This is a genomic window from Sulfitobacter sediminivivens (assembly GCF_042611115.2).
Classification (GTDB): Bacteria; Pseudomonadota; Alphaproteobacteria; order Rhodobacterales; family Rhodobacteraceae; genus Sulfitobacter; species Sulfitobacter sediminivivens.
Map to the genome: position 1 here is coordinate 37,662 of NZ_JBHGAR020000021.1, position 14,853 is coordinate 52,514.

A 14,853-nucleotide genomic window follows, 5' to 3' on the forward strand; every position below is an offset into this window, starting at 1 on the left:
GCGGGGCGCATTGAATTTAGCGCAAGTTTCGGGTCGATTGGAAGACGTCAATTGCCTAGATTGGGGCCATGACACAGATTAAACCGATATCCACCCCCAACACTGATGATGGCTATCATTATCAGGTGATGCGCCGCGCGATCGATTTGATCGACAAGGCGGAGGATCCGATGCAGCTGGAACAAATCGCTGGCGAAATGGGGATGAGTGCCGCCCATTTCCAGCGGTTGTTTTCGCGTTGGGTTGGCGTGTCGCCCAAGCGTTATCAACAATATCTGATGCTGGGTCATGCCAAGACGTTGATGCGCGACCGGTTCACAACATTGGAAACAGCACATTCGCTGGGGTTATCTGGGACAGGCCGATTGCACGATTTGTTCTTGCGATGGGAATCGATGAGTCCAGGTGAATTTGCACGCAAAGGGGCCGACCTGACCATCTATTGGGGCTGGTTTGACAGCCCCTTTGGATTGGCTTTGGTAATGGGTACGCAAAAAGGCATCTGCGGGTTGGCGCTGGCTGCTGAAACGGGCGAAGAGGCTGCGATGCAGGATCTGACCGCGCGATGGCCACTGGCGACCTTTGTTGAGGATCCGATGATGCTGCGCCCATGGGTGTTGACGGCGTTTGGCGCGCAGGACGGGACACTAGACAAGGCACCGCTCTATCTGATTGGCGCGCCATTCCAAATCAAAGTGTGGGAGGCATTGTTGAGCATTCCATCAGGTCAGGTCACCACCTATTCGGAGATTGCCAGTGCAGTTGGCAAGCCAAAAGCAGTGCGCGCCGTTGGCACTGCTGTAGGGCGTAATCCGGTGTCGTGGCTGATCCCCTGTCACCGTGCCCTGCGTAAATCGGGGGCGCTGGGGGGGTACCATTGGGGTTTGCCGGTGAAACGAGCAATGCTCGCATATGAGGCCGCCCGCGCAGAGGCTTGATGCTCATGCGCGGGATACTGCCGATGAAAAATTCCCCCTGATTTTATCAGCGGTCAACAGCCTATATACTGCAGATACTAAGATGCCCCGCCCGAACGGGGCCACACATATGAAAGCAGTAACTATGATTTCTTCGAAACTTACTTTGGCCAGCGTTTTGGTCGGTGCGATGACGCTCGGTGCATGTACAGAAACCGGTCAGATCGGCGCGGGTCCGAATGATCCGAACCAAAAAACCAAGAATGGTGCCTTGATCGGTGCCGGTGCTGGTGCCTTGATCGGTGCGCTGTCCAAGGGCGATGGCAACCGTGGTGATGCCGCCCTCAAAGGTGCGCTGATCGGCGGTGCGATCGGTGGCGGTGTCGGCTATTCGCTGGACAAACAAGAGGCTGACTTGCGTCGCCAGCTGGACAGCAATGTGATCATTACCAACACCGGTGATCGTCTGATTGTGACGTTGCCCCAGGATATCCTGTTCGCAACGGACAGCACGACGGTGAATGCAGGTTTGCGTGATGACCTTCGCGCACTGGCGAACAACGTGAATGTCTATGCCAATTCCACATTGCAGATTATCGGCCACACCGACAGCGATGGCGAAGCCGCATATAATCAGCAATTGTCAGAAGGCCGCGCCTTTGCAGTGGCAAACGTGTTGGTCGCCGACGGTGTTCCACCATCACGGATACAATCCATCGGACGTGGTGAATCCCAACCCATCGCAAGCAACCTCAGCGCTGCGGGTAAGGCACAAAACCGTCGGGTTGAAATTGTAATTCTGCCCAACGCAAGATAATTTCTATCTTGAAAAAAACCAAGAAGCCTCTGTGTTATGCAGGGGCTTCTTGCCTTTTGGGGTCGGCGCACAACATTATGGTCATCGAAACCAAGTATGGGCTTCACGCATATGACAACCGCAAAAATAATCGGCATCTCTGGATCGCTGCGCACTGAGTCGACAAATCGTAAACTTCTGCGCGAAGCGGCGCGGCTGTTTGGTGATTGTGATTATTCCGAAGCTGAAATTCAGTTCCCGCTTTATGACGGCGATGATGAAGACAAGACCGGTATCCCTGATGCAGTCAAAAAACTGCATGCGCAGATTGGAGCTGCGGATGCGGTCCTGGTCTCTACTCCTGAGTATAACAAAGGGCCATCTGGCGTGTTGAAGAATGCTCTGGACTGGGTGAGCCGCGTGGAAGGCAACCCTTGGAACAACAAACCACTGGCGGTGATGTCTGCGGCAGCAGGTCGTGCGGGTGGCGAACGGGCACAAATGATATTGCGTGGGTTCATGGTGCCATTTCGTCCGATGATCCTGCAAGGTCCTGAAATTCATCTGGCTGCTAGTCAGAAGGAATTTGACGAAAACGGGCGGCTGACTGGTGAAATCTATATCAAGGAATTGTCAGCACTGATGCAGGCTTTGAAGGCGTTGATTGATTAGATGTCGTGATCGGCGCGGCCTAATAACTGTCCTCAACCCGAAATCCATCCGGGATTCTGTCGCGCCCTTCCAGTATCAGGTCAGCCATCACGTCTGCGATTTTTGGGGCCATCCCAAATCCGATCTTGAAACCGCCATTAGCGATGAAATGTCCTGGCCTTTCGGGCCATGGGCCAAGCATGGGCGCGCGGCTGCGACTGCGCGGGCGCAGGCCTGCCCAGCGTTGAATGACACGGGCATCCTGTAAGGAGGGCACCGCGACGCGTGCAGCGGCAATGACGGCGTCCAGTTGATCATCAGTTTCTGTTGCGCTGTCGTACGCGCGTTCAGAGGTTGACCCGACTGCTACGGTTCCATCCAGATGCGGAATAATATGAACGCCCCCAGCGAACAGTTGCGCATGGCCCGCCGCGTTATGATCAAGCAGGGCGGCTTGCCCCTTTTCACCGCTGCCAACCTGACGATGGTGGCCTTTGTTCAGTGCCTCAAGCCCCGCAATCCCTGTCGCCCAAAGCACATGACCCCGGTCAGCGCTATCCGCCGCGACCTGAACTCCTTGCGCCGCCAAAGCCCTTACCAATGCATCACAAGCCTTGCGTGGATGTATCAAGGCGCTGAGCGTGTCGTGGATCAGCCAGCCCGTGGCGCTGACGGGTTCCCAAGGTGCGCCTGTCGCGCGGACGACATGCCATTGTGCATTGTCCTGCCACAAGCTCGCGGCGGTTTCAGCGCGTTTTCGGGCCAAATCAAGGGCGTTTTCATCATGAACGGGTTGCAACCTGCCGTTCCTTACATAGCCAGATGCGCCCCCGCCGACGTGTTCAATATCTGACCAGAAATCCTTTGCCATCAATAAGCTGTCCAGTTGGTAGGCCTTTTTGGTGTTCCATTTTTCCGGCACATGGGGGGCCAATGCTCCGACAATACCACCGCTGCTGCCTGCAGCGGGGCCGTATGGGTCAATCACCTGTACCCGCGCACCCCGTTTCACACAGGTCCAAGCCACTGAAAGGCCGAAAATCCCAGCGCCTCTGATGGTGATATCGACCATTGCTAATGGGTCCCTCTTTGCGCAAGGTCTGCGCGATACCATACCCATACAAGGTGCCACTGTGCAGAACCAGAGCGATCAGATTGAGTGGCGGGATGGTGATGTGCCTGTATCTACCCGATTTGACGATCCGTTTTTCAGCCTGGATAATGGCGTTGCCGAGACAAGGCATGTGTTTTTGGCTGGAAATGACCTGCCTGACCGTTTTGTGGATGGTTTTCATATTGCAGAACTTGGGTTTGGGACGGGGTTGAACATGCTCGTCGCATGGGACGCATGGGAAAAGGCGGGCTGTTCCGGCGCGTTGTCCTTCACCAGCTTTGAGGCGTTTCCCTTATCAAAGGCCGATATGGAACGGGCGCATTCGGCCTTTCCTGATTTTGACGGAAAACGGGATATCCTGAAAGATGTGTGGCAACCATACGGTGGCGTATTTAACCTGCCGGGCGTGCAGGTCGACGTGATTGTCGGCGATGCGAGAGAGACAGTTGGTCGCTGGAAAGGGCGCGCGGATGCGTGGTTCTTGGACGGCTTTTCGCCAGCAAAAAACCCTGAGCTTTGGGGTGAAGAGTTACTGTGTGATGTGGCAAAGCATACGCAGTCGTATGGAACGGCAGCAACGTACACTGCTGCAGGATTTGTACGGCGCAACCTTGCAACGGCGGGTTTTGCCGTCGAGCGGACAGAAGGGTACGGCCGCAAACGTCACATGATCCGGGCAAAGCTAACCTCATGACGCAATCCAATAATATACCGTTCGGCATTGGATTGATGGTTGCCACGACCTTTGTATTTGCTGTGCAAGACGGTTTGTCGCGGCATCTGGCCTCTGAATACAATGTGATGATGGTTGTGATGATCCGGTATTGGTTCTTTGCAGCCTTTGTCATTGCAATTGCTCGGCGCAAGGCCGGTGGAATCCGTGCTGCAGCGCAGACGTCGCAGCCGATCTTGCAATCATTGCGGGGATTGCTGCTTGCCGCTGAAATCTGCGTCATGGTGGCCGGTTTTACCATTCTGGGTCTGGTCGAAAGCCATGCTGTCTTTACCTGTTATCCCCTGTTGGTCGCGGCCCTGTCCGGGCCCATTTTGGGCGAAAGCGTCGGCTGGCGGCGTTGGGCTGCAATCGGGGTTGGTTTCATTGGCGTGCTTATTATCTTGCAACCTGGTATGACGGTTTTTGAACCTGCTGCCGCTATTCCTTTGCTCGCCGCAGCGATGTTCGCGGTTTACGGTTTGCTTACCCGGTTTGTCGCTCGCAAAGACAGTACAGCAACCAGCTTTTTCTGGACCGGTGTGATGGGATCAATTGCCATGACATTCGCTGGCGTATGGTATTGGCAGCCAATGTCATCAACCGACTGGATATACATGGGGTGCCTGTGCATCACGGGCGTCACAGGTCATTGGCTTTTGATCCGCTGTTATGAGGTCGCAGAAGCAAGTGCGGTGCAGCCTTTCGCCTATCTGCAACTGGTGTTTGCCTCGATCATCGGGATCACATTGTTTGGCGAAACGGTGCGCATGAATGTCGCTATTGGTGCCGGGTTGATCGTTGCGGCGGGGTTATTCACCTTTTGGCGCGAAGCCCTTCAGCGTCGAGCCCACTAACTCTTTGGAAAAAGGCACAGGCAGCGGGTCTTTGCCCAACCGTGCCCGATAGACTGGCAGGCTTTCGGTAACCCGCATCACGTAATTCTGGGTTTCGCGGAATGGGATCATCTCAACCCAATCGACGATGTCAATCTTGCCTTTACGGGGATCACCGTAGTCTGCCATCCAGCGAATAGGGCGACTTGGGCCGGCATTGTAGGCAGCGGCCATCATCGAGACATTACCATCGAACCGTCCCGCCATTTGCGACAGATATTTGGCCCCCAACCGCGCGTTGTAGTCGGGATCGGCGGTCAGCCGGTCCGTTGTGTGCAAGGCGGTGATTGCCAGATCAGACGCCACTTCGCGCGCTGTGGCGGGCATGATCTGCATCAGACCACGTGCGCCGACGGCACTTTGCACCACAGGATCAAATTCGCTTTCCCGCCGGGCAATGGCGAGGGTCATTTCCGGGGCCATTGGCAAATCCAGTTCGACCAGAGAATGCAACGGATAATAGGGGGCTGCGATGGTTAACCCGCGCTGCGCGGCCCGTTTGCCAATCATCACTGCCAGATGCGGCTGGTCGGTGTCGATTGCGGCCTGACCCAATAAGGCCAGATCGTCAGAAACAAGTTGATCCGCCAAATGGGTCCAAAACCGTTCTGCGACGGACAATTCGCCAGAGGCCTGAAGCAACATTCCAGCCTCAAACAATGGGGCAGATGCCAAGGCTGAGCTGCGCCAGTTCTGCGCCGGTGTTTCGCCCGCAAGGCTCATGTCAAAAGGCAGACCGGCGCGTTCGGCAGCCAGCAATCCATAAAATGATGTCTGGAACTGAGCACCCATTGCATAGGCTTTTGCAGCTCCTTCCGCATCACCCAACGCCTCTAGCGCCCGGCCCTGCCAATATCCGGCACGTCCTTGGCTGATTGGGGATTCAACAGCACTATCGTGGTTCAAAAAATGTTGATAGGCCGCTTTTGGATCGTCCAGAAACCGCAACGCGATATACCCTGACAGCCATTCAAGATCAGCATAATCTGATCCCGGTTCCAGAAAATGTTGCGATGAAATTTCATAGGCACGTCTCTTATTTCCAGACCGCATCTCGTCGCGCGCCAACGCACGGCGGCGATTGCTCCATTTTTCGGGCTGGCCCAATGCTTCAGCCGAGGTGGATTTTTCCAGCAAAAGCGTTTTTGCATCAGCCGCCAGATTCTTACGTATCCGCCATTCAAACCGATCATGGGCCAGACCGGGATCAGCAGCCTTACTTTCCGGCAGTGCATTGATCAGCTTGTTTACATCGCTCTCTCGTTTCTGCAATGCAATGCGGGTCTTCGCGAGCGCCACGTCATCCTTGCCAACCAAATCAAACATCTGCTGTGCTTCGGCGTGTTCACGTTGCCAAAGCATTTCATCCAATCGCGCCTGATGATGCGGCTTTAAGACACCCTCGTGTTCGGCCAGAAACAGTGCCTGAGACGTGGCATTCATCGGCATTGTGCGCCAAGCCAGAACGACATCGGCCTCTGCCTCGCCGCGTTGGTTGGCCCGGATCAATGCCGCGGCATGGGCCAACACACCCTGCGGGGTCTGTGGTGGCATTTCGGCGAAAAAGGACAAAACTGCGGGGTCATCCTGCTGGATCACATCGTCCTCGACCTGTTTGCGCAAATAGGCCTCGCCCGGCCAGTCAGGCCGTCGATCCAGAAATGCGCGGGCCTCGGCGTAGGTGCCGCGCCCCGCACGCAGGCGATGCCATTCGATCACGTCCGTCGCAATCGGGCCATCGCGTTTGGCGATGAGTGCTGCAGTGTCCCAGTTTCCGGCGCGCATCGCGTCCATCGCCCACCCCAAGGGTCGCGGACGTTCGGCATTTGCGGGCAAAGCAAGCGCAAAAACCAGAGCAATAGTGGCCGTAATGCGTGTGATCACTTGCATTTCCCTTTGTTCAAAGGCTAGAGCCTTGCAACATATGACAAGCGTTGGCGTAATCAACTCACGATCCCGCCACAAGTACACCCCAGACCGGTTCGCGCCGGCCAGCACAACAAAGGAGCGTGCACATGTTCAACGGCTCACTGCCTGCCCTCGTCACGCCGTTTCGGAACGGCGAGCTGGATCTGGAGACTTTGAAGAATCTTGTGGAATGGCATATTGGTGAAGGCAGCAATGGGCTTGTGCCTGTGGGCACCACCGGCGAATCGCCAACATTGACCCACCGCGAACATGAGATTGTCGTGGAAGAGGTTGTGAAAGCCGCAGCAGGTCGGGTGCCGGTCATTGCCGGTGCCGGGTCAAACAACACGATTGAAAGCATCCGCTTGGCGCAGCACGCAGAAAAAGTCGGTGCCGACGCGGTTCTGGTTGTGACGCCTTATTATAACAAACCTACGCAGCGCGGCATGATTGCGCATTTCACGGCTGTTCATGATGCCTGTAATTTGCCGATCATTATTTACAATATCCCGCCGCGGTCTGTTGTCGATATGACACCCGAAACGATGGGCGACTTGTCCAAACTGCCGCGCATCGTTGGCGTCAAGGATGCCACCGCGGATCTTTCTCGCGTATCAGCGCAGCGGATTACCTGCGGCAAGGATTTCATTCAGCTGTCTGGGGAAGATCCAACGGCACATGGGTTTAACGCCCAAGGTGGCGTCGGCTGTATCTCTGTCACGGCAAATGCCGCACCGCGCTTGTTGTCACAGATGCAGGCGGCCTGTGCGTCCGGGGATTATGCCGCAGCTCTCGAAATCCAGGACCGGCTAATGCCGCTGCACAGAGCAATCTTTACCGAACCGGGTTTGGTTGGTGTGAAATACGCGATGTCGCGGCTTGATCTTTGCTCTGACGAAGTGCGCTTGCCGTTGAGTGGCCTGTTGGACGAGACCAAAGCGCAGATTGATGCTGGGTTGCGGCACGCAGGCCTGCTGAACTGATCAGCAGGGACCGGTTTGGGGTTGCAGAAAGGTGGGGTTTGACCCCACCCTTGCGTCTGACCCAGACCGGAGCCTGACCCATGAATATCCTGCCGATCATCGCAGACAGCAAAAACGAGCTTGAAACGATCTTTCGCGATCTGCACGCGCATCCTGAGATTGGCTTCACCGAAGTGCGCACCAGCGGTATCGTCGCAGAGGTGCTCCGCAGCTATGGTGTGGATGAGGTTCACACTGGCCTCGGCAAGACGGGTGTTGTGGCACTGATCAAGGGCAAAGGAAACGGCAACCGCCGCGTCGGTCTGCGTGCTGATATGGACGCGCTGCCGATCCATGAGGCCACCGGGCTGGCCTATGCATCGCAAAACGATGGGGTTATGCATGCCTGTGGGCATGACAGCCACACCACGATGCTGCTTGGGGCCGCGAAACATCTGGCCGCAACCCGCGACTTTGATGGCACCGCGGTGGTCGTTTTCCAACCCGCCGAAGAGGGCTTGGGTGGCGCGCGTCAAATGTTGGCGGAGGGTTTGTTTGAGTTATTCCCGGTGGACGAAATCTTCGGCATGCACAATTCGCCCAATGGCAAACCGGGTAAGGTGGGCATTTGCAAAGGACCGGCGATGGCGGGGGCCGCGTTTTTTGACATTCACATCAAGGGCAAAGGCAGCCATGCTGCGCGGCCAAGCGATTCAAAAGACGCGCTGATCGTAGCGGCGTCTTTGGCGAGCGAGCTGCAAACCATCCTCAGTCGCAACATCCCGGCCCAAGACGTGGTGGTGCTGTCGGTGACACAACTGCATTCGGGGGTGGCTTATAACGTTGTACCGGAAACGGCGACGCTGGCCGGGACGGTGCGGTATTTCAACGATGACATGTACACACTGGCGGCAGCACGGATGCAGTCCATCTGTGACGGGATGGCCGCGATGCACGCGGTTGAGATCACGCTTGATCTGCGCAATGTCTTTGACGTGTTGATCAATGATGATGCATTGTCCGACGCCTACATGCAGGCTGCAGGTGATATCGTGGGAGTAGAGAACCTTGATCCGAACACGCCGCCCGTGACAGGATCAGAAGATTTCGCGGATATGCTAAAAGTGGTGCCAGGGGCTTATTGCACGGTGGGGCACGCAGGCACGATGCCGCTGCACAACCCGGAATATGTGCTCGACCCGTCAATCTTGCCCGTGGGGGCGTCGATAATGGCGCGTATTGTTGAGCGTCGGTTGCCCCTCAATACGTAAGGCGGGGCGCATCCCGGCATTGGTCAGATTTCAGCGCTTGCCATAATAGAGGCCAACAACATGTTCGGCTTCGGCGAAGAAGAGCCAACGGGCAGTTAGCACGCCAGCCACATGTGCCAGGACCGCAACGACGGCGATGATGTGGTTGAACGGTAACAGCAGCAGAATAACCGGCAGCACCACCATCAGACCCAGCGCAATGATACGCAGTTTTTCGCTGTGCTTGCGACCGATGACATGCACAAATTCGCGCAGCAAATAGTTGGTACCGGTGTGCGGGGGTTCAAATGCACGGACTTTTCCAATACCACCCAACTGCGTCGCACTTGCCATATCCGTGCCTGAAGATGCCAGCGCTTTGTCTCCAATGACCCATGTGGCGGCCTGGATGACGCCGGATAATACCAACAAGACGATTGACCACATCACCTGTCCCGCAAGGAGCGCGCCACCAGCGATACTGAGCGACAGAAAATTAAAAGGTGTGAGCGGCTGATGCCACCGTGGAATGGTTTTCAGCTGAGTGTAAATCATCGAAGTGGTGAACACTGTCGCCAGCGAGAAAAACGCGCCGAGCAAACCCAGCAAGGTCCATTTTGCACCAAAAAATACAAGCCCGGCCCCGTAGAGCGCCATGAGGACCAGTGCGGCAACAGCGCACCATCCTTCGCGGCTGAGCCAGCTTGTCTTCCATTGCGTAAAGGCTTTGAGCGCCCGTTCAGGGTGGCCGAGATGGAAGGTCGACGATATCAGTCCACCAACCGCAAGAAGATAGGCGATCGCAAAAAACGCAAAGGCGGACCAGCCGGAAACCTCTGGTACCCCAAGGCCAAGCCAGATCAGAAGGCCAAACCCCAAGCCAGAAAAGGTGCTGAAAAAGATAACGGACGGTGCAGGGTGCATCAGATTTTCTCCAGCGCTTTGTCGAGCCAGCCAAGGAACCCCTTGGGTTCATCCATGACGGGTTCAAGGAAAGGGGCCAACACGTCAAATTCAGGCAGTGCGTCCTTAGGCCGTGGTGGCAGGTATTTGTTGACAGGTTTGGTGCCCTGTTCCGGCATAAGATCGACACCGCCACGTTCCGCAACCAGTTGGCTGACATCGCTGTCAGGATCGCCGAGATCGCCAAAATGACGCGCGCCAGCGGGGCAGGTCCGCACGCAAGACGGCACGCGGTCCACCTCCGGCAGGTTCTCGTTATAAATCCGGTCTACGCAGAGGGTGCATTTTTTCATCACCTTCTCTTCCTGATCCATCTCGCGTGCACCATATGGGCAGGCCCACGCGCACAACCCACATCCAATGCAATCGCTCTCATTGACCAGAACAATGCCGTCTTCGACACGTTTATAGCTGGCCCCGGTGGGACAGACGGTAACGCAAGGGGCATCTTCGCAATGAAGACAGGACTTGGGGAAGTGGATCAGTTGGGCCGCGCCCTGCTCTGGCTGGACTTCATAGCTGTGCACGCGGTTCAGAAACGTGCCGGACGGGTTTGCGCCATAAGGATCCTGATCAGACAACGGCGCACCGTAGTTCTCGGTGTTCCAGCCCTTACAGGAAATTACGCAGGCATGACAGCCGACACAGGTATCAAGGTCGATGACGAGGCCGAGTTTCTTGTCGGTGGATTGAGGGAGAGTGGTCATTTACGGCCTCCGAAATCGGCGTCGGTATTACGTCGGTTTTGCGTCGGTATTACGTCGATGCTTGGTGCCGGACTTTTTGAAAAGTCCGGGCAAATTTCTTTGAAGAAATTTGGAGCGCTCATTTCCCCACCTTCCAAGCAAGATTTTTCGGACCTTGACCAACCGGTGACTTGATTGGTGGATATTCGGGGCGGGCCTCCTTGGGGGCAGCTGCTTTTTCGATCCGCACTTTGAGGTCAAACCACGCGGCTTGTCCGGTGATGGGATCAGAGTTTGCCCATCGCATGCCGTCGCCTTTGGGCGGCATCAGCTCGTGAATCAAATGATTCAGCAGGAAGCCTTTGGTCGCTTCGGGCGCGTCGTTATCCAAAGCCCACGCGCCCTTGCGTTTGCCAATCGCGTTCCAGGTCCAGATGGTATTTTCGTTCAGCGCGGCCATTTCCATCACAGGCACTGTAATCTCGCCATGTGGCGAGGAAACCCGCGCCCAATCGCCATCCGCAAGATCATGTTGGCGCATCAGCTTGGTGGGCAGGTAAAGCGGGTTGCGGCCATGGAGTTGGCGCAACCACGCGTTCTGGCTGCCCCATGAATGGTACATTGCCATCGGGCGTTGAGTCAGAGCATTCACGGTGAAGCCTTCGTTGCCCTGTTGATCTGTTTCGTACCAGATGGGCAGCGGTGACATGGTTGCTTTTATCCGCTCGCGCAGGTGATCTGGGGGTTGTCGATCACCGTGCCCTTCGGCGGCCAGCTGGAATTTGCGCATCGGTTCGACATAAAGGTTGAACAGATAGGGCTGGGGCGCGTCATAAAGGCCCATCTTCACGGCCCAGGCCTGATAGGCTTTGTTCCACGGTTTGTAATAGTTCGACCCGGCGGGGATGTGCTCGACAAAGAAGCCGCCGTTTTCGATGTAGTTGTCCAATTGGCTGGCGTTGACGTCGCCACGGCCTGATTGCAGACCGTTTTCGCCCATGCGCCAGCCTGCCAATGGGCCGATGCCCGGACGGCGCTGATGATTGACGATGTAATCGGCGTAGTCGGCAAACTTCTGGCTGCCATCATCGTTTACAAAACCCGGCAAGCCCAGTTTTGCGCCCAGATCACAGAGCGCGGATTGAAAGCCTTTCACATTTCGATCTGGTTCGACCACAGGCCAACGGATCGCATCCGCCGCCGCGTCAGCCTCGCAGATGGGTCGGTCAAGCAGGGATATGCAATCGTGGCGTTCAAGGTAGGTGGTGTCTGGCAGGATCAGATCGGAATAGGCAACCATTTCAGACGAATAAGCATCTGAATAGATGATATGCGGGATCACATAGTCGCCGTTTTCATCCTTGTCGGTCAGCATCTCCATCACGCCGCCGGTGTTCATCGACGAATTCCACGACATGTTCGCCATGTACATGAACAGCGTGTCGATTTTGTAGGGATCACCTGCATGGGCATTGGAGATGACCATATGCATGAGGCCGTGCGACGACATCGGGTTTTCCCATGTGAACGCTTTGTCGATGCGCGCGGGTGTGCCGTCTTCCTTGAGTGCCAGATCATCGGGGCCGTGCACAAAGCCAAGGTGCGGTCCGTTCAGCGGTGCACCCGGTGTCATGCCGATGTGCGGTTTTGGATGCGCCTTGGCAGGTTTTGGATAGGGCGGCTTGAATCGGAAACCGCCAGGTACCTCAACGGTGCCGAGGATGATCTGCAACACATGCAGCGCGCGACAGGTTTGAAAGCCGTTGGCATGGGCGGAAATACCGCGCATCGCATGGAAAGAGACGGGACGTCCCGTCATAGTCTTATGCATCTCCCCTCGGAAATCGGTCCATTCGTGATCAAGTTCGAACGATTCCTCGAACGCCACACGCGCCAGTTCGGCGGCAATCGCACGGATGCGTTTGGCGGGGATTCCACAGCGATCTGCAACCGCTTCGGGCGCGTATTCATCGCTCAGATACTTCTCGGCCATCTGGTGGAAGACAGGCTTGTGTGTGACACCTTTGGCGCGGTGTGTGGCGGACAGATCCGGTTTCACGCCCGGTTTGTCGAATGCGGTGAGTTTGCCAGTGACGCGGTCAATAACCAATTCCTTGCCATCGTCATCACGCAGAAACAGGCCGTAGTTTGGTGATTTGGGATCGTTGTTTACCAGCACCGGCGCGTCGGTGTATTGGGCGAGGTAGTTCAGGTCCATCTTGCCGGCTTTCATCAGGCAATGGATCATCGCGAGGATGAACAAGCCATCCGTTCCCGGCGTGATGCCCACCCAATCGTCCGCCACGGCGTTGTATCCGGTGCGGATCGGGTTCACGCCGATGACACGCGCACCGCGACCCTTGATCTTGCCAATGCCCATCTTGATCGGGTTTGAATCGTGATCCTCTGCCACGCCGAACAGCATGAATAATTTCGTATGGTCCCAATCGGGTTGACCAAATTCCCAGAACGCGCCGCCCATCGTATAGATACCAGCGGCGGCCATGTTGACCGAACAAAATCCACCATGCGCGGCGTAATTTGGCGTGCCAAAGGCCTGCGCCCAGAAGCTGGTAAATGATTGCGACTGATCGCGACCGGTAAAGAACGCCAGCTTCTCCGGGTTGTCTTTGCGGATCGGCTCAAGCCAGTCGGCGGCGATTTGATAGGCTTCTTCCCAGCTGATTTCTTCAAACTCGCCCGATCCGCGCGGTCCAACGCGTTTCAATGGGCTGCGCAGGCGGGACGGTGCATTGTGCTGCATGATCCCGGCAGAGCCTTTGGCGCAGAGCACTCCTTGATTGACCGGATGGTCGCGGTTGCCTTCGATATAGGCGACTTTCAACTCACCATTGTCGCCCTTTTTCATATGCACATTGATTCCGCAGCGGCAGGCACACATATAGCAGGTCGTCTTGCGGATTTCGTCGGACACCTTGGGCGACAGATCGAGGACGGGCTGTTTGTGCGTCATGGTGTTTCCTGACTTACTATCATAGGGCCGCCTGAAGTGTGGTGACGGCAATCATGTTCGTTACGTCCTGGGCGGTGCACCCACGAGACAGATCATTTGCAGGCTTTGCAAGACCCTGAAGGACTGGACCAATGGCATCTGCTCCGCCAATACGTTGTGCGATCTTGTAGCCGATGTTGCCTGCATCGAGATTTGGAAAGATCATCACGTTTGCATGCCCCGCCACCTCAGATCCCGGCGCTTTGGATGCGCCGACCTCTGGCACGAAAGCCGCATCAAATTGCAATTCTCCGTCCGCAGCCAGATCGGGGTGGTTCGCGTGTAAGATTGCCACCGCGTCTGACACTTTGGTCACGTTGGCATGACGCGCAGAGCCCTTGGTCGAGAATGACAGCAAGGCCACGCTCGGTGTGTCGCCCAGCAATTTCTGGCAAGATGCAGCAGAGGCGACCGCGATGTCCGCCAATTCCTCTGCATTTGGATCAATGACCAAACCACAATCCCCAAACACCATGGCGTTGCGGCCTGATGGGTGGTTAGCGGGCAGGATCATCAAGAAAAAACTGGATACCAAGGCCGCGTCTTTTGCTTTGCCAATGATCTGCAACGCGGCACGCACGGTATCGGACGTTGTTGAAACAGCACCGCCGACGGTTCCGTCTGCATGGCCATTGCGCACCATCATCGCGGCAAAGACCAAAGGGGCATGCGCCTGAGTGTTGGCCACATCTTCGCTGACGCCTTTGTGCTGGCGCAGTTCAAAGTATGATTTGGCAAATTCTGCGGTCAGCTGAGATGTTTCGGGGTCTTGAATGGTGATTTTGTCGGCATCCGTTGCTCCGGCTTTCTTCAGTTCTGCGGAAACTTCAGCAATGGGACCGACAAGTGTAATGCGCGCAATGCCGCTGCGCAGAGCTTCAAGCGAGCCGGCCACGATCCGGGGATCGTGGCCTTCGCTTAGGACGATGTGGGCGGGCCTGGCGGCTGCGCGATCTCTTAAACCCTGCAGCACGTTCATGCCTCA

The 14,853-nt window shown here is 56.2% G+C and carries 13 protein-coding genes; 7 read left to right on the forward strand and 6 right to left on the reverse strand.

Annotated features, from left to right (window positions below; all coding sequences use genetic code 11):
• The first annotated feature begins 68 nt into the window (after window positions 1–68).
• The 3 genes from ACEWL3_RS17175 to ACEWL3_RS17185 all read left to right on the forward strand — a co-directional run bounded on the left by ACEWL3_RS17175 (window position 69) and on the right by ACEWL3_RS17185 (window position 2,385).
• A complete protein-coding gene (locus tag ACEWL3_RS17175) occupies window positions 69–938 on the forward strand; it encodes a methylated-DNA--[protein]-cysteine S-methyltransferase (protein ID WP_386182159.1) in 870 nt (289 codons plus the stop codon).
• A gap of 124 nt (window positions 939–1,062) precedes the next feature.
• Entirely contained in the window at window positions 1,063–1,734 is a 672-nt protein-coding gene (locus ACEWL3_RS17180; RefSeq protein ID WP_114880040.1) for a YiaD family glycine zipper/OmpA-like lipoprotein, read from the forward strand.
• A 111-nt stretch (window positions 1,735–1,845) separates the two neighbouring features.
• The gene (locus tag ACEWL3_RS17185; RefSeq protein WP_386182157.1) at window positions 1,846–2,385 is read left to right on the forward strand and encodes an NADPH-dependent FMN reductase; all 540 of its coding nucleotides are present in this window, start codon (window positions 1,846–1,848) and stop codon (window positions 2,383–2,385) included.
• Window positions 2,386–2,404: 19 nt separating this feature from the next.
• Here the strand turns inward: ACEWL3_RS17185 and ACEWL3_RS17190 are convergent, their stop codons facing one another.
• Window positions 2,405–3,436: an NAD(P)/FAD-dependent oxidoreductase gene (locus ACEWL3_RS17190; protein ID WP_386182155.1), complete on the reverse strand. Its 1,032-nt coding sequence runs from the start codon at window positions 3,434–3,436 to the stop codon at window positions 2,405–2,407.
• 61 nt (window positions 3,437–3,497) lie between these two features.
• On the opposite strand from ACEWL3_RS17190, the gene mnmC2 reads away from it, so the two are divergent.
• Window positions 3,498–4,172, forward strand: coding sequence for a tRNA (5-methylaminomethyl-2-thiouridine)(34)-methyltransferase MnmC2 (gene mnmC2, locus ACEWL3_RS17195; protein WP_386182153.1), 675 nt, complete (start codon window positions 3,498–3,500; stop codon window positions 4,170–4,172).
• Complete coding sequence (locus tag ACEWL3_RS17200) at window positions 4,169–5,047, forward strand: DMT family transporter (protein ID WP_386182151.1); 879 nt, start codon at window positions 4,169–4,171, stop codon at window positions 5,045–5,047. The genes mnmC2 and ACEWL3_RS17200 overlap by 4 nt, the downstream gene beginning before the upstream one ends.
• On the opposite strand, the gene ACEWL3_RS17205 is transcribed toward ACEWL3_RS17200, so the two are convergent.
• Window positions 5,003–6,976, reverse strand: coding sequence for a lytic transglycosylase domain-containing protein (locus ACEWL3_RS17205; RefSeq protein WP_386182149.1), 1,974 nt, complete (start codon window positions 6,974–6,976; stop codon window positions 5,003–5,005). The two genes, ACEWL3_RS17200 and ACEWL3_RS17205, sit on opposite strands and share 45 nt — an antisense overlap.
• Before the next feature lie 125 nt (window positions 6,977–7,101).
• Between ACEWL3_RS17205 and dapA the strand changes: the two genes are divergently transcribed.
• Both dapA and ACEWL3_RS17215 read left to right on the forward strand, forming a co-directional pair.
• Window positions 7,102–7,977 (forward strand): 4-hydroxy-tetrahydrodipicolinate synthase, encoded by an 876-nt coding sequence (dapA, locus tag ACEWL3_RS17210; RefSeq protein ID WP_386182147.1) that lies wholly within the window; start codon window positions 7,102–7,104, stop codon window positions 7,975–7,977.
• An 80-nt stretch (window positions 7,978–8,057) separates the two neighbouring features.
• Window positions 8,058–9,227, forward strand: a complete 1,170-nt coding sequence (locus ACEWL3_RS17215; RefSeq protein ID WP_386182145.1) for a M20 aminoacylase family protein — start codon at window positions 8,058–8,060, stop codon at window positions 9,225–9,227.
• A 30-nt stretch (window positions 9,228–9,257) separates the two neighbouring features.
• Here ACEWL3_RS17215 and ACEWL3_RS17220 read toward each other — a convergent pair whose 3' ends face one another.
• From ACEWL3_RS17220 to pta, 4 genes are all read right to left on the reverse strand, one after another.
• Complete coding sequence (locus tag ACEWL3_RS17220) at window positions 9,258–10,130, reverse strand: dimethyl sulfoxide reductase anchor subunit family protein (protein WP_386182143.1); 873 nt, start codon at window positions 10,128–10,130, stop codon at window positions 9,258–9,260.
• Complete coding sequence (locus tag ACEWL3_RS17225) at window positions 10,130–10,876, reverse strand: 4Fe-4S dicluster domain-containing protein (RefSeq protein WP_386182141.1); 747 nt, start codon at window positions 10,874–10,876, stop codon at window positions 10,130–10,132. Before ACEWL3_RS17225 ends, ACEWL3_RS17220 begins: the two co-directional genes overlap by 1 nt.
• A gap of 118 nt (window positions 10,877–10,994) precedes the next feature.
• Entirely contained in the window at window positions 10,995–13,829 is a 2,835-nt protein-coding gene (locus ACEWL3_RS17230) for a molybdopterin oxidoreductase family protein (RefSeq protein ID WP_386182139.1), read from the reverse strand.
• 19 nt (window positions 13,830–13,848) lie between these two features.
• The gene (gene pta / locus ACEWL3_RS17235; protein ID WP_386182137.1) at window positions 13,849–14,847 is read right to left on the reverse strand and encodes a phosphate acetyltransferase; all 999 of its coding nucleotides are present in this window, start codon (window positions 14,845–14,847) and stop codon (window positions 13,849–13,851) included.
• Window positions 14,848–14,853: the final 6 nt, after the last annotated feature.